The organism is Catenulispora sp. EB89, from assembly GCF_041261445.1.
Taxonomy (GTDB): Bacteria; Actinomycetota; Actinomycetes; order Streptomycetales; family Catenulisporaceae; genus Catenulispora.
In genome coordinates this window covers 322,166-338,813 of the sequence record NZ_JBGCCU010000005.1, presented here as the reverse complement: position 1 = coordinate 338,813, position 16,648 = coordinate 322,166, and the positions used below count along the sequence as shown (strand labels likewise).

The 16,648-nt window shown below is 71.3% G+C and carries 15 protein-coding genes; 12 read left to right on the top strand and 3 right to left on the bottom strand.

Annotation, left to right across the window (positions count from 1 at the left end):
• Positions 1-213: 213 nt before the first annotated feature.
• The 9 genes from ABH920_RS13680 to msrB all read left to right on the top strand — a co-directional run bounded on the left by ABH920_RS13680 (position 214) and on the right by msrB (position 11,439).
• Positions 214-2,628, top strand: a complete 2,415-nt coding sequence (locus ABH920_RS13680; RefSeq protein ID WP_370349312.1) for a DEAD/DEAH box helicase — start codon at positions 214-216, stop codon at positions 2,626-2,628.
• A 71-nt stretch (positions 2,629-2,699) separates the two neighbouring features.
• On the top strand, positions 2,700-2,909 hold the full coding sequence (locus tag ABH920_RS13675; RefSeq protein ID WP_370349311.1) for a hypothetical protein: 210 nt from the start codon (positions 2,700-2,702) through the stop codon (positions 2,907-2,909).
• Positions 2,906-3,211, top strand: coding sequence for a hypothetical protein (locus ABH920_RS13670; protein WP_370349310.1), 306 nt, complete (start codon positions 2,906-2,908; stop codon positions 3,209-3,211). The genes ABH920_RS13675 and ABH920_RS13670 overlap by 4 nt, the downstream gene beginning before the upstream one ends.
• 62 nt (positions 3,212-3,273) lie before the next feature.
• Positions 3,274-5,091, top strand: coding sequence for an ABC-F family ATP-binding cassette domain-containing protein (locus ABH920_RS13665; RefSeq protein WP_370349309.1), 1,818 nt, complete (start codon positions 3,274-3,276; stop codon positions 5,089-5,091).
• 321 nt (positions 5,092-5,412) lie between these two features.
• A complete protein-coding gene (locus ABH920_RS13660; RefSeq protein WP_370349308.1) occupies positions 5,413-7,536 on the top strand; it encodes a sensor histidine kinase in 2,124 nt (707 codons plus the stop codon).
• Positions 7,536-8,282, top strand: a complete 747-nt coding sequence (locus ABH920_RS13655; protein WP_370349307.1) for a LuxR C-terminal-related transcriptional regulator — start codon at positions 7,536-7,538, stop codon at positions 8,280-8,282. The genes ABH920_RS13660 and ABH920_RS13655 overlap by 1 nt, the downstream gene beginning before the upstream one ends.
• A gap of 116 nt (positions 8,283-8,398) precedes the next feature.
• Positions 8,399-9,121: a response regulator gene (locus ABH920_RS13650; RefSeq protein ID WP_370349306.1), complete on the top strand. Its 723-nt coding sequence runs from the start codon at positions 8,399-8,401 to the stop codon at positions 9,119-9,121.
• 25 nt (positions 9,122-9,146) lie between these two features.
• Positions 9,147-10,607 (top strand): polysaccharide biosynthesis protein, encoded by a 1,461-nt coding sequence (locus tag ABH920_RS13645; RefSeq protein WP_370349305.1) that lies wholly within the window; start codon positions 9,147-9,149, stop codon positions 10,605-10,607.
• Between the two features lie 388 nt (positions 10,608-10,995).
• A complete protein-coding gene (gene msrB / locus ABH920_RS13640; RefSeq protein ID WP_370349304.1) occupies positions 10,996-11,439 on the top strand; it encodes a peptide-methionine (R)-S-oxide reductase MsrB in 444 nt (147 codons plus the stop codon).
• Positions 11,440-11,490: 51 nt separating this feature from the next.
• On the opposite strand, the gene ABH920_RS13635 is transcribed toward msrB, so the two are convergent.
• Positions 11,491-12,699 (bottom strand): D-alanyl-D-alanine carboxypeptidase family protein, encoded by a 1,209-nt coding sequence (locus ABH920_RS13635; protein WP_370349303.1) that lies wholly within the window; start codon positions 12,697-12,699, stop codon positions 11,491-11,493.
• Between the two features lie 218 nt (positions 12,700-12,917).
• A complete protein-coding gene (locus tag ABH920_RS13630; protein ID WP_370349302.1) occupies positions 12,918-14,093 on the bottom strand; it encodes an acyl-CoA dehydrogenase family protein in 1,176 nt (391 codons plus the stop codon).
• 49 nt (positions 14,094-14,142) lie between these two features.
• On the opposite strand from ABH920_RS13630, the gene ABH920_RS13625 reads away from it, so the two are divergent.
• Entirely contained in the window at positions 14,143-15,336 is a 1,194-nt protein-coding gene (locus ABH920_RS13625; protein WP_370349301.1) for a CaiB/BaiF CoA transferase family protein, read from the top strand.
• Here ABH920_RS13625 and ABH920_RS13620 read toward each other — a convergent pair.
• A complete protein-coding gene (locus ABH920_RS13620) occupies positions 15,333-15,989 on the bottom strand; it encodes a GntR family transcriptional regulator (RefSeq protein WP_370349299.1) in 657 nt (218 codons plus the stop codon). The genes ABH920_RS13625 and ABH920_RS13620 overlap by 4 nt on opposite strands.
• A gap of 121 nt (positions 15,990-16,110) precedes the next feature.
• Here ABH920_RS13620 and ABH920_RS13615 point away from each other — a divergent pair, with 121 nt between their 5' ends.
• Both ABH920_RS13615 and ABH920_RS13610 read left to right on the top strand, forming a co-directional pair.
• Entirely contained in the window at positions 16,111-16,410 is a 300-nt protein-coding gene (locus tag ABH920_RS13615) for a type II toxin-antitoxin system Phd/YefM family antitoxin (RefSeq protein WP_370349298.1), read from the top strand.
• Complete coding sequence (locus ABH920_RS13610; protein ID WP_370349297.1) at positions 16,407-16,646, top strand: type II toxin-antitoxin system RelE/ParE family toxin; 240 nt, start codon at positions 16,407-16,409, stop codon at positions 16,644-16,646. Before ABH920_RS13615 ends, ABH920_RS13610 begins: the two co-directional genes overlap by 4 nt.
• Positions 16,647-16,648 lie beyond the last annotated feature (2 nt).

Below are 16,648 nucleotides of genomic sequence, written 5' to 3'. Positions count from 1 at the left end.
CCGGGTCAGGGCTTGAGCACAGTCAATCACCTCGGGGTGACACTCGGCCACGATTCGCGTCAAGTGCCCTCTAATGGTGCGCCGTACTGGCCCCGTTAGCGGGGAGGCGAGTGCTCCGCGCCGTCGGAAGTTCATGTCGTTTCGGATGGTCGCTCGGATTTCGCGTCGGGATTCGGGCATGGAGTCGGCCGTACTGTCGGATACTGGACTGCGATGTCGCCGACTCCTCCTTACCAGCAAAACCCCGACACGGGTGGTGTGTCCACACCGGCACCCGGGTCGGATGCCGGTATCCCGGAAGGTTCCGCGTCCGGTTCTGTCCAACCAACGCTGGAGAGACTGATCTCGGTTCCCGCGTCGCGCGCTGAACGTGTGACGCATGTGCGCGTGGTACCGGCCCGGGACGCGGAGCACGCCGAGTGGCCGGAGTGGGTCGACGAAGCCGTGGTGCACGGGTTCCGCGAGGCCGGAGGCGTGCCCCGGCCCTGGCGGCACCAGGTCGCGGCGGCCGAGGCGGCCCGGGACGGACGGCATGTGACGCTCGCCACCGGTACCGCCTCCGGCAAGTCCATGGGCTTCCAGCTGCCGGCGCTGACCGCGATCCGCGAGAACGCCGGCACCACCCTGTACCTGGCGCCGACGAAGGCGTTGGCCGCGGACCAACTCAGGCGTCTCACTCGTTTGGACGTACCGGGGGTCCGCGCCGGGCTGTTGGACGGCGATACGGACGCTGAGGCGCGCGACTGGGTGCGTCAGCATGCGAACTACGTTCTGAGCAATCCGGACATGCTGCATTACTCACTTCTGCCGGGACACGCACGCTGGGCGTCATTCCTGCGGAAGCTCCGCTATGTGGTCATCGACGAATGCCACACCTATAAAGGTGTCTTCGGCTCACACGTAGCGGCGGTCCTAAGGCGACTGCGCCGTATCTGCGCGCGCTACGGATCAAGTCCGACTTTCATACTGGCTTCGGCCACCACCGCCGATCCCGCCGTATCGGCCTCGCGGCTCACCGGCGTCGAAGTCTCGGCGGTCACTGACGATTCCTCTCCGCGCGGCCAGCTGGTGTTCGCCCTCTGGGAACCCCCTCTGACGACCCTTATCGGGGAGCGTGGAGCGCCCGTGCGCCGCTCCGCTACAGCGGAGGCCGCGGATCTGCTGACGGACTTGGTCCTGGACGACGTCCGCACAGTGGTCTTCACACGGTCCCGACGCGGTGCCGAACAGGTGTCGATGCAGACGCGCGACTATCTGGAGGAGCGCCGCAGGGGCTATGGAAAGCGCATCGCGGCGTATCGCGGCGGATATCTCAAGACTGAACGCCGCGCTCTAGAGGCCGCTCTGCATATGGACCCGACCCTGGACGGCGCGCTCGTCGGCCTGGCCGCCACCACGGCCCTGGAGCTCGGCGTGGACGTCGCAGGGCTCGACGCCGTGCTCATGGCAGGGTTCCCCGGTACGCGCGCCTCTCTGTGGCAACAGGCAGGGCGCGCCGGACGCGCCGGGCAGGGGGCGCTGGCGGTCCTCATCGCGCGCGACGACCCGCTGGACACCTACCTGGTGCACCACTCCGAGTCGATCTTCGACCGCCCGGTCGAGGCCGCCGTCCTGGACCCGGACAATCCGTACGTCCTGGCGCCGCACCTCTGCGCGGCCGCCGCGGAACTCCCCTTGACGGAATCGGACCTGGAGCTCTTCGGCCCCGCCACCGAAGCCCTGCTGACCGACCTGACTCGCCGCGAGTACCTGCGCCGCCGGCCCACCGGCTGGTACTGGACCCGGCGCGAGCGCCCCTCGGCCCTGACCGACCTGCGCGGCACCGGCGGCCCGACGGTCCGCATCGTCGAGGACCAGACCGGCCGCCTGCTCGGCACCGTGGACGAGAGCGCGTCCCACTCGACGGTGCACGACGGCGCCGTGTACCTGCACCAGGGCCACACGTACCTGGTGGACAAGCTGGACCTGGAGCAGAACATAGCGCTGGTCCACCGCGCCAACCCGGACTACACCACGATGGCCCGGGACGTGGTCCAGGTAGCCATCCTGGAGACCGAGCAGACCCAGGACTGGGGCGACGCCTCCCTGCACTTCGGCTCGGTCGAGGTGAGCACCCAGGTGGTCTCCTACCTGAAACGCAAGGCCGGCACCGGCCAGATCATCGAGACCAAGCCCCTGGACCTCCCGGAACGCATCCTGCGCACCCGCGCGGTCTGGTGGACCGTCCACCCGGCGGCCCTCCGCGACGCCGAGCTCGACACCGCCATGAGCGCCGGCGCCGCCCACGCCGCCGAACACGCCTCCATCGGCCTGCTCCCCCTGTTCACCCCCTGCGACCGCTGGGACATCGGCGGCGTCTCGATGCCGATGCACCCCGACACCGAGCGCCTGACGGTGTTCGTCTACGACGGCCACCCCGGCGGCGCGGGCTTCGCCGAGCGCGCCTACGGGGCGGCGGTGGCGTGGCTGACGGCGACGCGGGACGTGATCGCGGCGTGCGAGTGCGCGGAGGGGTGTCCTTCGTGCGTGCAGTCGCCGAAGTGCGGGAACGGGAACAACCCCTTGGACAAGGCGGGGGCGGGGCGGCTCCTGAACCTGGTCTTGGAGCAGGCCGCCTCAAGCAACTAGACGCGCTGTGTCATGCGCGGATTCTGCTGCGCGGCTACGCATCAAATCTGATGTGCTCTATGCTGTTGAACATGGCGGCGAAAGAGATGTACAAGCGGATCACGGTCACGTTCCCCATCGATCTCGCCTCGCGGATAGAGCGCAACGCCGGCGGCAACGTCACGGCCTACATCAACCGAGCCGCCGAGGCCCAGGTGCGCCGCGACGAGATCGCCGAGGCGATCGCGACGCTGTCCGAGTACGACGTCCTGATGCCCGACGGCCTCGGGGACGCCGGGTGAGGCGGGCCGAGGTCTGGGATACCGCCGGCGACGGGCCCCGCGTCCTGGTGGTGTCCATCAACGAGACCGCCGCCTTGGGCGCCGCGGTCGCCGTCGTCCTGCACCCGGCCGGGCAGTACCCCGACACCGTGCTGTCGGTCGAGCTCAAGCAGCCGGTCCCGGCCAGCGCGTTCGCCCTCAACCTGGCCCAGATGCGCGCCTCCCGGTTCGACCCGGCCGCCGGCGCCCGACGGCTCGGCTCCGTCGACGAAGCCGACATGGGCAAGGTCGAGGAGGCCCTGCGCGCGGTCCTCGGTCTGTAGCCGAGATCGATCTCACGGACGTGTGACCATCGCCCCCGCCACCACCCGGTAGCGTTGTCGGAATGGCACCCCAAGCTGTCAACCTCGTCAACCTGGAGAACGTCTCCAAGGCCTACACCGCCCGCACCCTCCTGGACAAAGTCTCGCTGGGCTTGTCCGAGGGCGACCGGATCGGCGTGGTCGGCCGCAACGGCGGCGGCAAGTCGACCTTGCTGCGGGTGCTCGCGAAGCTCGACGAGCCCGACTCCGGGCGCGTCACGCACACCGGCGGGCTGCGGATCGCCTTCGTCGGGCAGCACGACAGCCTGGATCCGGACGCGACCATCCGGCACGAGCTGGTCGCCGACAGGCCCGACCACGAGTGGCTGGCCGACGCGCGGGTGCGCGACGTCATCACCGGGCTGTTCGGCGGCACCGACTTCCCCGCCTTCCCGGACGGCATGGACACCCGGATCGGGCCGCTGTCCGGCGGCGAGCGGCGGCGGGTGGCGCTGGCCAAGGCCCTGATCAACGAGCACGACCTGCTGCTGCTCGACGAGCCCACCAACCACCTCGACGTCGAGGGCATCGCCTGGCTGGCCCGGCATCTGGCGACCGCCAAGCCCGCGCTGCTCACCGTCACCCACGACCGCTGGTTCCTGGACGCCGTCACCACCCGCACCTGGGAGGTCGTCAACGGGCAGGTGCTCGACTACGACGGCGGCTACTCGGCCTACGTTCTGGCCCGCGCCGAGCGGTCGCGGCAGGCCGACGCCGAGTGGGACCGCAAGCAGAACCTGCTGCGCAAGGAGCTGGCCTGGCTGCGGCGCGGGGCCCCGGCGCGGACCAGCAAGCCGAAGTTCCGGATCGAGGCGGCCAACGAGCTGATCGCCGCCGAGCCACCGGCCCGGGACAGCACCGAGCTGCAGAAGTTCGCGACCAGCCGACTCGGGCGGACCGTCTACGAGCTGGAGGACGTGTCCTACGCGGTCGGCGACGGCGATGAGCAGAAGCAGCTGCTGCAGCGCGTCACCTGGCAGCTCGGCCCCGGCGAGCGGCTCGGCCTGATCGGCGTCAACGGCTCCGGCAAGTCCTCGCTGGTCCGGCTGCTGCTCGGCGAGGCGCAGCCGGACTCCGGGCGCGTGGTCACCGGCGTCACCGTGAAGCCGGCGCACCTGTCGCAGGAAGTGGCCGAGATCGACCCCACCTGGCGCGTTCTGGAGGCGGTGGAGAAGGTCCACTCGACGGTCGAGATCGGCAAGGGCAAGACCCTGACCGCCGGGCAGCTGCTGGAGCGGTTCGGCTTCGCCGGCGAGAAGCAGTGGACCCGGGTCGGCGACCTGTCCGGCGGCGAGCGGCGCCGGCTGCAGCTGCTCAGGCTGCTGATGGACGCCCCGAACGTGCTGCTGCTCGACGAGCCCACCAACGACCTGGACATCGACACCCTCACCGCTTTTGAGGACATCCTCGACGGCTGGCCCGGCACGCTGCTCGTGGTCAGCCACGACCGCTACTTCCTGGAGCGCACCACCGACCGGGTCGCCGCGCTCTACGGAGACGGCCGGATCCGGCTGCTCCCCGGCGGCGTCGACGAGTACCTCGCCTACCGTGAGCAGCGCGCCACAGACGTTTCCAACTCCCGCACAACCAAAGCGCCCGCCCAGCAGTCAAACCTGTCGAGCGGTGGTGCGGGCTCTCGCGAGGACCGTGCGACCAAGAAGGAACTGGCGCGCATCGAACGGCGCCTGGACAAGATCGCCGAGTTGGAGGCCGCCCTGCATGAGGAACTCTCCCGGATTGGGGGAGACTATCTCGCAGCGGCCGATGCGGACGCTAAGCTACGCGAGTTGCATGAGGAACGTCTCCGTCTAGAGGATGAGTGGCTCTCACTCTCCGAGTAGACGGGGATCGACCTCGAGCCGGACCGGGGGAACCGGTCGGGTGGGTCGTGGGGGCCCGCCGGGTTCGGGGTGGGAGGGCAGGACCGCGGACGGCGTACGCCCGCCGGCCGGCCGGTTGCTCCCATCGCGTGATCCGTCGCGTCCCGCCTGCTCGCCCGTGGTCCGCCGGCGTAACGTCGATGATGGCCGCGGGGTTCGCCCGGCGGCCGGAGCAAGGGGGAGGCGCGTGGCAGGCTACGCGGACGCACGGCCCGCCGGGGCCGCATGTCCGATCCGCCGCGCGTCGGACCGTGCCCGGAACCGCTGGGGTGGGGGACGATCATGAGCACGACCACGGACACCACCACGCCCGGCGCCGACATGAGCGGACCGGCGGGCGGCGCCGGCGGGTCGAAGGACCCGTACATCCGCGGCACGGACGAGACCGTGCTGCTCGACCTGCGCGAGCTGCGGGCCCAGGAGGCGGCGGACAAGGCGGCGCGGGCCGCGCGGGCTGCTGCTGCCGGTCTCTCCGTTGATCCCTCTGCTGATCCCTCCGCGGCCGGATCGCCCACGGCGCTCGGAGCGCTCGGAGTGCTTGGCGCTCCCGGAGCCGCCGGAGCGATCGGAGCGATCGAGGCCGGGACGACCGGAACCACCGGAGCCACTGGGGCGGAGCTCGAGCGCTACCACGGCTCGCACCGCCGCGACGCGGTCCTGTACGCCGACGGCGGCACCGCGATCCCCCTGGACCGGGTCCGCGAGGTCTGCCACGACCTGCGCCAGCCGGTCGCCGCGATCCTGATGCTGGCCTCCGCCGCCGAACTGCGGCCGGACGTCCCCGAGCGGGTCCGGGACGTGCTGCAGGAGATCATGTCCCAGACCGAGGAGATATCCGCGACGGTCCGCCAGTTCCTGGACGACGCCAAGCAGGGCGTGGACGGCCTCGGCGAGCCGGTGCCGTGCAACGTGGCCGGCCTGGCCGCGGAGTCCGTGGAGCGCTGGCGGGCCACCTTCGACGGCGACCTGGCCCTGGCGGCGGCCGAGGACCCGCTGCACGTGACGGTGGACCCGGTGCTGTTCAAACGGGCACTCGGCAACGTCCTGTCCAACGGCACCCGCGCCGCCGGCGACTCCGGCCGCGTCCAGGTGACCGTCCGCCGCTTCGAGACCGCCGAGGGCGAACGCGCGGTGATCGAGGTCGACGACAGCGGCCCCGGCTTCGGCAACATACCGGCCGGCCACGGCCTGGGCCTGGCGGTCGTCCGCCGCACGATAGAGGCCGCCGGCGGCTCGGTGGAGTTCGCCGAGGGACCGCTCGGCGGCGCCCTGGTCCGCCTGGTCCTCCCGGTCACCCCGATCCGCCCGCTGAGCGCCGACGACGAACTGACCAAGACCTTCCACGGCGAGATCTCGCTGAGCCAGCTGGCCGCGGAGCTCGCGGCGGGCAACGTGCACCGGGCGCTGGCGGACTTCGACGACCTCGACGACATTGACGACATTGATGACTTCGAAGACCTCGCCGAGGACGACTTCGAGGACGTGGACGACATCGCCGCCGGGCACGCACTCCCGACCTCGGGTCACACCGTCGCAGCGGCAGGCCACACGCTGACCGGCGGCCACGCATTCGTGACGCGGACCAGCGCCTGGCCGGAGCCGATGGCCATCTCCGGCACGCCGGAGCAGCTGGCGATCGGCGGGCCCGCAGACCGGGGAAACCTGTTCGGCGCCCGGGCGGTGGAGCAGGACGCGATCGCCGCGACGCCTGCCGTGGCGTCGGAGGCTCCTGCGAACCGGAGCTACTTCGGACTGCCGGCACAGCAAAACCGGCCGGCGACCGACCGCGGCTTCTTCGGCGTCTCCGCGCAGAAGAACCAGTCTTCGGACCCCGCGGAGAGCGGCTACTTCGGTCTGCCGCTGAAGAACGACCCCGCGCCTCAGCCTCAGCGCCGCGTCTACGACGCGCCTTCGGACATCGCCGCGCATCCGGTCCCGACCGGCCTGCTCGCGGAGCGCCGGAACGCCCGCCCGCAGGCGCCCGCCGAGGCCGCCGCCTCGCAGCCGGCGCGCACGGCCGTCCCCACCGCGCCTGCCTCACCCGCCGCACCGCAGCCTCTGGCCCCGCAGCTCCCCGCCGCCGCACCGACCGCCGCAGATGTCTTCGCCGCCACCGGCCCGGCGCACTCCGGCACACCGCAGGCCCAGGCCGAAGCCGCCGCACCGGCGTTCGCCGCCCCGCAGCTCCCGGCACCGACCCAGACTCCCCCGCCCCCCACCCCCACCTTCGACCCCTCCGACACCCAACCCCTCCACATCATCCCCACCGGTCAGGACGACACCGCCCTCGCCTCGATCCAGCTCCCGTCCCAGGCGAACCTGACCCACCCCCCGCGCATCCCCGCCTCGGCGCTGCAGCCGGTCGCCTCGGTCCAGCTCTCCCTGCTCCCAGGAGGCGCTTTCTGATGCCCACCAGGATCGTGCTCTGCGACGACCACACCCTGCTCACCGAGTCCCTCGCCGCCTCGCTGGCCGCCAAGGGCTACCAGGTCGAGGCCGTGACCTCGAGCCCGGCGCAGGGGCTGGCCGCCGTGGCGTCCCTGGACCCGGACATCCTGATGCTGGACGTGCACTTCCCGATGACCGTCTCGGCGCGCGCCGCCGCCTCGCCGCTGGCGACCGCCGGCGAGCAGGCGTTCCCGGTGTCGCGGCCGAACAGCCGGATGGTCACCGCGGGCCTGGAGCTGGCGCGGGCGGTGCTGGAGCGGCATCCTCGCACCAAGGTGTTGATGGTCTCGGCGACCGACGATCCGGCGATCGTCAGTGCCGCGCTGGACCTCGGCGTGTCCGGTTTCACCCGCAAGGACCAGCGGATCGACGGCATCGTGCAGATCCTGGAGCGGGTCGCCGGCGGCGAGGTGGCGGTGGATCCCGAGCTGTTGCGCGCGGCGGTCCGGCATCTCAAGGCCCCGGACGTCGACCAGGCCGAGCGCACTCTCCGTTACCTGACGCCGCGCGAGCGCGAGGTACTACGCCGCATTGTCGAGGGCGAGTCGACCAAGCAGATCGCTCGCGCCATGGACATCGCGCAGTCCACGGCCCGCACGCACGTGCAGAACGTGCTGGTCAAGCTGGGTGCACACTCCCGCGTCGAGGCCTCGGCGATCGTCGCCCGGGTGGGCGCGGTGGACCGGCTCGGCGCGACGCAGTGACCGCCGGGTCTGGTCCGGCCGGGCCTGTCTAGACCAGCGTCTACGTCATTTGGAGTACCGGCGGCTCCACACCATGGTGGTGGGCGCCGCGCCACCGGCTTGCAAGGATGGGGAGCATGCTTGACGCCTCCACGATCGGACTCGAGGACCGCCTCGAGGAGCGCCTCGACGTCACGGGCCTCGGGGAGGTCCGAATCCTTGTCGTCGACGACCACCGCACCTTCGCCGAAGCCCTGGCCTCGCGCCTGCGCGCCGAGCCCGGCTTCGGGGTGGCCGCCACCACCACCATCGACGGCGCCCGCCGCCTGATCGACGAGCGCCGGCCGGACGTCGTCCTGCTCGACGTGGACCTCGACGGCCGCGACGGCATCCGCTTCGCCGCCGAGATCCGGGCCAGCCATGCCGACGTGCGCATCGTCATGGTCACCGCCGGCGAGGAGGAGAAGCGGGTCGCCGAGGCGGTCCGCGGCGGCGTGAACGCCTGGGTCGCCAAGGACGGCTCCGTGGAGCACCTGCTCCAGGTGGTCCGCGGCGTCCTGCGCGACGAGACGCACATCCCGCCCCGCCTGCTGACCTACGTCCTGAGCGACCTGATGGCCGCCGAGCAGGAGCGCAACGAGCACGAGACCCTGGTCGGCGCGCTCACCCCGCGCGAGCGCGAGGTCCTGCAGTGCATGGTCTCGGGCATGACCCGCGCCTCGATCGCCCAGCACCTGTTCCTGTCGCCCAACACGGTCCGCACGCATATGCAGAACGTCCTGGGCAAGCTCGGCGTACACTCCACGCTGGCCGCCGTGGCGGTGGCCCGACGCGCCGGAATCGGGGAAGACCCCCGCTGACCGGCGCCAGGCACCGCGAGGAACGATGACCGGACAGGCCGAATCACCATGGGACGGGTCCCCAGGACCCGCCTCGTGGATCCGGCCACCCGCCACGCTGCGCACGCTGGTCGTCGGCGCAGGACGGGCCGGCCGGGCGCTGGCTCGGGAGCTGCGCGACGCAGCGGGCCCACACGGCACCGAGGGCCAGGAACTCCGCCCGATCGGCTTCGTCGACGACGCCCGCGACCCCTTCGCCAATAGCGAAGCCCAGCCCGAACCCGCCATGCCTCTCCTCGGCACGCTCGCGGAACTGGCACACCTCGTAGCCGAGCACGCGGCCGAAGCCGTACTGCTCGCGATCCCCGGCCTGCCCACCGCGCGGGCCCGCGAACTGACCGCCGCGGCGACCGGCGCGGGAGCCGTCGTCCGCTACCTGCCGTGGCACGCCGCCCACCTGCCCCGCGAAGCGACGGCCTCCGACCTGCGCCCCCTGGACATCAGAGCGCTGATCGACGGCCCGGCACCGCACGCGGTCTCCCCCGAGGTCAAGGAGATCGTCACCGGCAAACGGGTCCTGGTCACCGGCGCCGGCGGCGCCCTCGGCGCCGAACTCAGCCGCCATCTGCACGCCTTCAACCCCGGCGAGCTGTTCCTCCTCGACGGCGACGAATCCGCCATGCACCACCTCGCTCCCGACCTGTACGCCACCCTGCTGACCACGGACCTCTCCGACCGCGACCAGACCGACCGCACCTTCCGCGACCTACGCCCCGAGGTGGTCTTCCACGCCGCCGGCCCAAGGCAGGCGTCGGTCCTGGAGCGCCGCCCGAGCCTCGGCGTGAAGGCGAACGTCCTGAGCACCGACAACCTCGTCCGCGCGGTCGCCAGGCACGGCACAGAGCGCTTCGTACGGATCTCCACCGACGCCGATCCGGCAACGATGCTCGGCGCCTCTCAGCGAGCGGCTGAGGCCGTCATCCGCGCCGCCGCGGCCAAGAGCGCGAAGAAGCACACGAACACCGTCTACACCGCCGTACGCGTCGGCGACGCCCTCGACGCCCACGCCTCGCTCCTGACCGTCCTGGCCGACCAGATCCGCGCCGGCGGCCCGGTCACCATCACCCACCCGGACGCGACGCGCCGTTTCGCCACCGTCGAGGAAGCCGTCGCCCTGGCACTGGAAGCCGCTCGCACAGCCACCGGCGGCGAGGTCTCCACCCCCGACCTCGGCGCGCCGACCCGGATCGCCGACGTGGTCGAGCGCTTCACACGACAGTACAAGCTGCCCGAGGTGCCGATCCGCTGCGTCAGCTCATCGCAGAAGGCGAAGAACCCTTGGCCGGCCGAGCCCACGCGGCCCGCCGAACCAACCCAGCCCGCCGACTACGCCGACCTCCCGGACCGCCTGGACAAGCTCTACAAGGCCGCCGAGAAGAACCGGGACCCGAAAGTACGGCAGATGCTGGCGAAACTGGCCAAGCCGAGCCCCGATCGACCGCGCTGAACCCACGAATCAAGATCCTGATCGACCGTAGGGCGTCGAAGCACATACGCCGATGATCGGATTCCCCGGTGCGCGGGAACCACTCCGGCCCCGGATCCGCTACGGACCCGTTCTACACCTTTCCCGCCGCGATGAACGCAGCAGCTGGCCGCGGTGGAGATACCGTCGGCGGGCATCTCGGCTGACGCTCCCCGCCGGCGCATTCGGCGCCTGATTCGCCGCAGTGCCTTTCCCCGAGGCCTGCGGCGAATACGAGTTCGTACATACATTCGCCCAGTTCGAGGCGCTACCCGGGGGTTTCCGAAAACCACTCCCAGGAGCAGGCCGCCGTCCGTAACGCATCTCCAAAACGCTGGCGCCCGCGCGTCACATGAGTAGGCTCGACTACATGGTGTACAAGGTCGAGCGCACCGAGGCAGAGTGGCGGCAGCACCTGGGACCGGCCGCCTACAAGACCCTGCGCGAGTTCGGAACCGAGAACCCGTGGTCCGGCGCCTACGTCGAGAACGACGACCCGGGCATCTACCTGTGCCGCGGCTGCGACACCGCGCTGTTCGGCTCGCAGTCCAAGTTCAACGCCGAGTGCGGCTGGGCCGCCTTCTCCGGCCCGATCACCGAAGACCTCGTCGAGACGCACGAGGACCGCTCGCAGGGCATGCTGCGCACCGAGATCCGCTGTGCCACCTGCGGATCGCACCTCGGCTACCTGTTCCAGGACGCGCCCGAGGAGCTCGGCGGGTGGCGCTACTGCGTCAACTCGATCGGGTTGTTCCTGCGCGAGTCGGTGTCCGCATCAGCGGCGGCGTCGGCGTCCTCCGCCTCGGCGTCCTGAGCCCCGCAAGCCAAGAGCATCACAAGCCAAAAGCCCCACAAGCCAAAAACCTCACCGCTGTTTGCGCTGCTTCCACAACACCCGCGCGCGCAACGCCACGACCGCGCACACCAAGAACCCGAGCACGTAGAGCAACGTCTCGAACGCGTCGCCCAGCACCGTCGAGCCGCCGCCCTTGTGCGGCGACGAGGCGGCGGCAGCGGACGTCGGGATGCTCCCGTCGTTGCCCTCCAGCGCATCGCGCTTCTTCGCGTGCAGCGCGTCCGGCGGCGGCAACGTCTCGTCCGGAACGGTCGACTTCTGCAGCGGATCCGGCGCGGCCAACTGGTCCACCCCGGCCGCTGCCGCCGGCACCGCGAAGCCCCAGTCGAGCAGCTTCGCCGTCTGCTGGTAGATGTCGGTGCCGGCGTCGAACACCGAGACCACGAGCGTGCGGCCGTTGCGCTGCGCGGCGCCGACGAAGGTGTGGTGCGCCAAGGACGTGTAGCCGTTCTTCACCCCAATCATGCCCGGGTACTTGCCGAGCAGCCGGTTCTCGTTGTCGATCTCGAACGTGGTGCCGTTCACCGACGGGAACTTGGCGCGCTCCAGCGAGCAGTAGGCGCGGAAACCCGGGTCCTGCAAACCCGCGCGCGCCATCAGCGCCAGGTCGAAGGCGCTGGAGACCTGGCCGTCGGCGTCGTAGCCGTCGGCGTTGACCACGACCGTGTCGTTCGCGTGCAGCCGCTGCGCGGTCTGGCGCATCAGGTTCACGGTCTGCCCCTCGCCGCCGGCCATGGCGGCCAGCGTGGCGATGGCGTCATTGCCCGAGCGCAGGAACACCGCGTTCCACAGGTCGGAGACCCGGTAGGAGAGCCCCGGCTTGATGCCGACCGCGCTCGCGCCGGGCTCGGTGGTGGCCAGCGCCGCGATGTCGCTCGGCACGGAGAGGTGGACCTGCGCCGGATCCAGGCGGGGCATCAGCGCGAGGGCTGTCAGGATCTTGAGGGTCGAGGCAGGGCGCAGCCGCTCGTGCGGGGCCCGCTCGGCCAGGATCGTGCCGGTCGCCTCGTCGGCCAGCACGAACGACCCGGCCTGGACGTCCGGCGGGATCGGCGGCGTGCCGGGACTGGTCACCGTCGGCCCGAGCGGCGTGGAACTGGGAGCGGTCGGCGTCGGCGTCGGGGCGGGAGCGGCGACCGCGCCGCCGGCACCCCCGGCGATCAGCGCCGCGCACGCCGCGGCGACAGTGACATTCCGACGAAGCAGTGACCCGCGCATGCCTGCCGGGTTTCCAGCCGAGCGGCCCCGCCAAACCCCGGTCCCGCCGGACGCGTGACGCCCGCCGCCGACGCCGTCCCCCTCATCAGCCCTCGGTGGCTCACTGCTCAGCACGCCCCACACACTATTCAACGGACAGTGCGCGACCAAGCATCAGCGCCCTACAAGATCGAGTCCGGACGCTCCCGCGCCGCACTCACACGAGGCTCACACGACGCTCACACGAACGCCGAGACCCCCGTCAGCGCCCGGCCGATCACCAGGCTGTGGATCTCGCTCGTGCCCTCGTAGGTGAGGACGGACTCGAGGTTGTTGGCGTGCCGCAGCACCGGGTACTCCAGCGTGATCCCGTTGGCGGCCAGGATGGTCCGGCACTCCCGCGCGATGGCCAGCGCCTCCCGCACGTTGTTCAGCTTGCCCAGGCTCACCTGCCGCGGGTCCAGCTTGCCGGCGTCCTTCAGCCGGCCCAGGTGCAGCGCGAGCAGCATGCCCTTGCCGAGCTCCAGGGCCATGTCGGCGAGCTTCTGCTGGGTGAGCTGGAAGCCGGCCAGCGGCCGGTCGAAGACCTCGCGGTCCAGCGTGTAGGCGATCGCCGCCTCCAGGCAGTCGCGGGCCGCCCCGAGCGCCCCGAACACGATGCCGAAGCGCGCCTCGTCCAGGCAGCCGAGCGGGCCGGACAGGCCGGCGGCCTCGGGCAGCATCGCGTCGGCCGGCAGCCGGACGTCCTGCAGCACCAGCTCGCTGGTGACGCTCGCACGCAGCGAGAGCTTCTTCTTGATCTCCGGCGCGCTGAACCCGGGGGTGTCGGTGGGCACGACGAAGCCCCGGATCCCGTCCTCGGTCCCGGCCCACACCACGGCGACGTCGGCGACCGACCCGTTGGTGATCCACATCTTGGTGCCGTTGAGGATCCAGCCGTCGCCCTCGCGCTTGGCGGTGGTGCGCATCCCGGCCGGGTTGGAGCCGAAGTCGGGCTCGGTCAGCCCGAAGCAGCCGATCGCCTCGCCGGCGGCCATGCGCGGCAGCCAGGTCTGCTTCTGCTCCTCGGAGCCGTAGCGCCAGATCGCGAACATGGCCAGGGAGCCCTGCACGGAGACCAGCGAGCGCAGGCCGGAGTCCACGGCCTCCAGCTCCATGCAGGCCAGGCCGTACGTCAGGGCGCTGGTCCCGGCGCAGCCGTAGCCGTGCAGGTGCATGCCGAGGACGCCGAGGGAGCCCAGGCCGCGGGCGATGTCGCGGGCGGGCAGCGCGCCGGCTTCGAACCAGTCGGCGATGTGCGGGCGCAGTTCGCGGGCGCCGTAGGAGCGGACCAGGTCGCGCATGGCGCGCTCCTCGTCGTCCAGGAGGCCGTCGATCGCGAAGAGGTCGAGGGGGGACACAGGCTTCGAGGGCATGGGGCTACTCCACCACAGAATGGATTTTGGATCCAGTATGGTGGCCGCCATGAACGCCGTGAACCCAGCCGCGGCCCCGGCCGAAAACGCAGCCCCGGCCCAGGTCCCGACCCCGGCCCTGCACGGCCTCCTGGTCGCGGACTTCAGCCGGGTCCTGGCCGGCCCCTACGCGACGATGCTGCTGGCCGACCTCGGCGCGGACGTGGTCAAGGTGGAGCGGCCGGACAGCGGGGACGACACCCGGGCCTGGGGTCCGCCGTTCGCCGCCGACGGAACGGCGACGTACTTCCTGGGGGTGAACCGCAACAAGCGCTCGATCGCGCTGGACCTGCGGTCGCCGGAGGACGTGGCGCTGGCACAGGAGCTGATACGGCGCGCGGACGTGGTGGTGGAGAACTTCCTGCCCGGCACGATGGAACGTCTGGGCCTGGGCTACGACCGGATGCGGGAGCAGAACCCGGGAGTCGTCTACTGCTCGATCACCGGCTTCGGCGACGGCGCGGGCGCCGACCTGCCCGGCTACGACCTGCTGGCGCAGGCGGTCGGCGGCCTGATGAGCGTCACCGGGGAGCCGGGCGAGCCGACGAAGGCGGGCGTGGCGCTGGTGGACGTGATCACCGGACTGCACGCGGCCTTCGGCGTGCTGGCGGCGCTGCGGCACCGGGACGCCACCGGGGAGGGGCAGCGGGTGTCGGTGTCGTTGCTGACGTCGCTGCTGTCGGGGCTGGTGAACCACGCCTCGGCGTACCTCGCGGCCGACGTGGTGCCGCGCGCGATGGGGAACCGGCACCCGAGCATCGCACCGTACGAGGTCTTCGACGCGGCCGACCGGCCGATGGTGATCGCCGCCGGGAACGACCGGCAGTTCCACAGCCTGTGCACAGCGCTCGGCGCGCCGGCGCTCGCCGCCGACCCGCGCTTCGCGACGAACACGTCGCGGGTCGCGCACCGCGACGCGCTGATCCCCGAACTGAACCAGCGGCTGGCTGCCCGGCCTGCGGAGGAGTGGTTCAGAACGTTGACGGAGGCCGGCGTGCCGTGCGGGCCGATCAACGACGTCGCCGACGCCTTCGCGCTCGCCGACCGGCTGGGACTGGACGCGGCGGTGGAGGTCGGAGGCGTACGGCAGACCGCGCATCCGGTGCGCTTCAGTACGACGCCGGCCGCCTACCGAGCCGCGCCACCCGCGCTGGACGCCGACGGCGGCGCCATCCGGCAGTGGCTGGCTCAGCGTCTGGACTAACTCTCTATCTGTCCCGCGAGTGTCTCCACTGCGGCGGCGCGATGCCGATCGAACCACCGCACGGCGCCCTCCGCGTCCCCGGCACGCAGCGCCGCCAACGCGGCCCGATGCTCGGCCACGACGTGCCGCCGGTTCTCATCGCCGGCGTAGTAGAGGGAGCGGTAGGCATCAGTGCTGTCCCACAGCGTGCCAATGATCCGCACCAACCGCGGCATCCCCGCCGCCTCGAACAGCGCGAAGTGGAAGCGCCGATTGGCCGCCGCCATCTCCGTGACGGCACCCTCCTCGGCGGCGCGCTCCACTTCAGCCTGCGCGGCTTCGAGCCGCCCGAACACCGCGTCATCGAGCAACGGCACCGCGGCCCGCACCGCCTCAGCCTCGAGAATCTCCCGCAGCCGATACACCTCGCGCAGGTCAGCCATCGACAACTCGACGACCCGATACCCCCGGTGCGCTCGATAGGTGACAAGGCCCTCGCCCTCAAGCGTTTTCAAGGCCTCCCGCAACGGAACCCGGCTGACCTCCAACCGCTCGGCCAAAGCCTCCTGCCGGATAGCGGACCCCGGCACCAACTCCCCGGCGGTGATAGCCCGCCGCACCTCGGCCAACACGAACTGCTGCGCGGTCGGCGGCCGCGACCCCACCTCGGCCACAACGCCTCCCACCCTGAACTGCCCGGAACTGGATCCAAAACGGTAGCACGCAGGGGTGGGGCGGCTCGGTATCCGACGGGCGCGCAATGTGCGCACTTTTAGCACTGCGTACACTGTGGGCATGATGACGATAGGGATGACCGAGGCCCGTGGACAGCTGCGCGAACTGGCCGCTCGCGCCCGGCACGGCCACGAGCGGATCGCGATCACCGACCACGGCCGGCCCGCCGCCGTCCTCATCTCGCCCGAGGACGCCGAAGAGTTCGCCCGCCTGGAGGCCGCCGAGATCGCCCGGGAGATCGCCGAGGCGAAGGCCGCCGCCGCCGCGTCCGGCAAGCCGCCGGTCGTCATCGGCGACATGACGAACATGCCGTTCGAGGAGTTCGACACCATCGTCACCAAGGCGGCGCGCGGCACATGACCTATCGCGTCATCCTCGACGACGTCACCGCTCGCGCCCTGGCCTCTTTGGACGCCGACGACCGCCGCGCGGTGTACGCCTCGCTCAACGATCTCCGAAGCAATCCCCAACCGCAGCACGGAAGCGTCGGCCGCCTCCACGTCGGCTGGCTCCGGATCACCTACGAGATCGCCGCCGAGCCGAACGACGACGGCACGACAACCATCACCGTGTGGAAGATCGGCACCGCCCTCTAGCC

Excerpts from the sequence above, each read along its gene's own strand:
- ABH920_RS13650 (WP_370349306.1), top strand. The coding sequence starts at position 8,399 with ATGCTTGACGCCTCCACGATCGGACTCGAGGACCGCCTCGAGGAGCGC.
- ABH920_RS13615 (WP_370349298.1), top strand. The coding sequence starts at position 16,111 with ATGATGACGATAGGGATGACCGAGGCCCGTGGACAGCTGCGCGAACTG.
- ABH920_RS13630 (WP_370349302.1), bottom strand. The coding sequence starts at position 14,093 with ATGCCCTCGAAGCCTGTGTCCCCCCTCGACCTCTTCGCGATCGACGGC.
- ABH920_RS13665 (WP_370349309.1), top strand. The coding sequence starts at position 3,274 with ATGGCACCCCAAGCTGTCAACCTCGTCAACCTGGAGAACGTCTCCAAG.
- ABH920_RS13645 (WP_370349305.1), top strand. The coding sequence starts at position 9,147 with ATGACCGGACAGGCCGAATCACCATGGGACGGGTCCCCAGGACCCGCC.
- msrB (WP_370349304.1), top strand. The coding sequence starts at position 10,996 with ATGGTGTACAAGGTCGAGCGCACCGAGGCAGAGTGGCGGCAGCACCTG.
- ABH920_RS13610 (WP_370349297.1), top strand. The coding sequence starts at position 16,407 with ATGACCTATCGCGTCATCCTCGACGACGTCACCGCTCGCGCCCTGGCC.
- ABH920_RS13660 (WP_370349308.1), top strand. The coding sequence starts at position 5,413 with ATGAGCACGACCACGGACACCACCACGCCCGGCGCCGACATGAGCGGA.
- ABH920_RS13635 (WP_370349303.1), bottom strand. The coding sequence starts at position 12,699 with ATGCGCGGGTCACTGCTTCGTCGGAATGTCACTGTCGCCGCGGCGTGC.
- ABH920_RS13680 (WP_370349312.1), top strand. The coding sequence starts at position 214 with ATGTCGCCGACTCCTCCTTACCAGCAAAACCCCGACACGGGTGGTGTG.
- ABH920_RS13625 (WP_370349301.1), top strand. The coding sequence starts at position 14,143 with ATGAACGCCGTGAACCCAGCCGCGGCCCCGGCCGAAAACGCAGCCCCG.
- ABH920_RS13675 (WP_370349311.1), top strand. The coding sequence starts at position 2,700 with ATGGCGGCGAAAGAGATGTACAAGCGGATCACGGTCACGTTCCCCATC.
- ABH920_RS13655 (WP_370349307.1), top strand. The coding sequence starts at position 7,536 with ATGCCCACCAGGATCGTGCTCTGCGACGACCACACCCTGCTCACCGAG.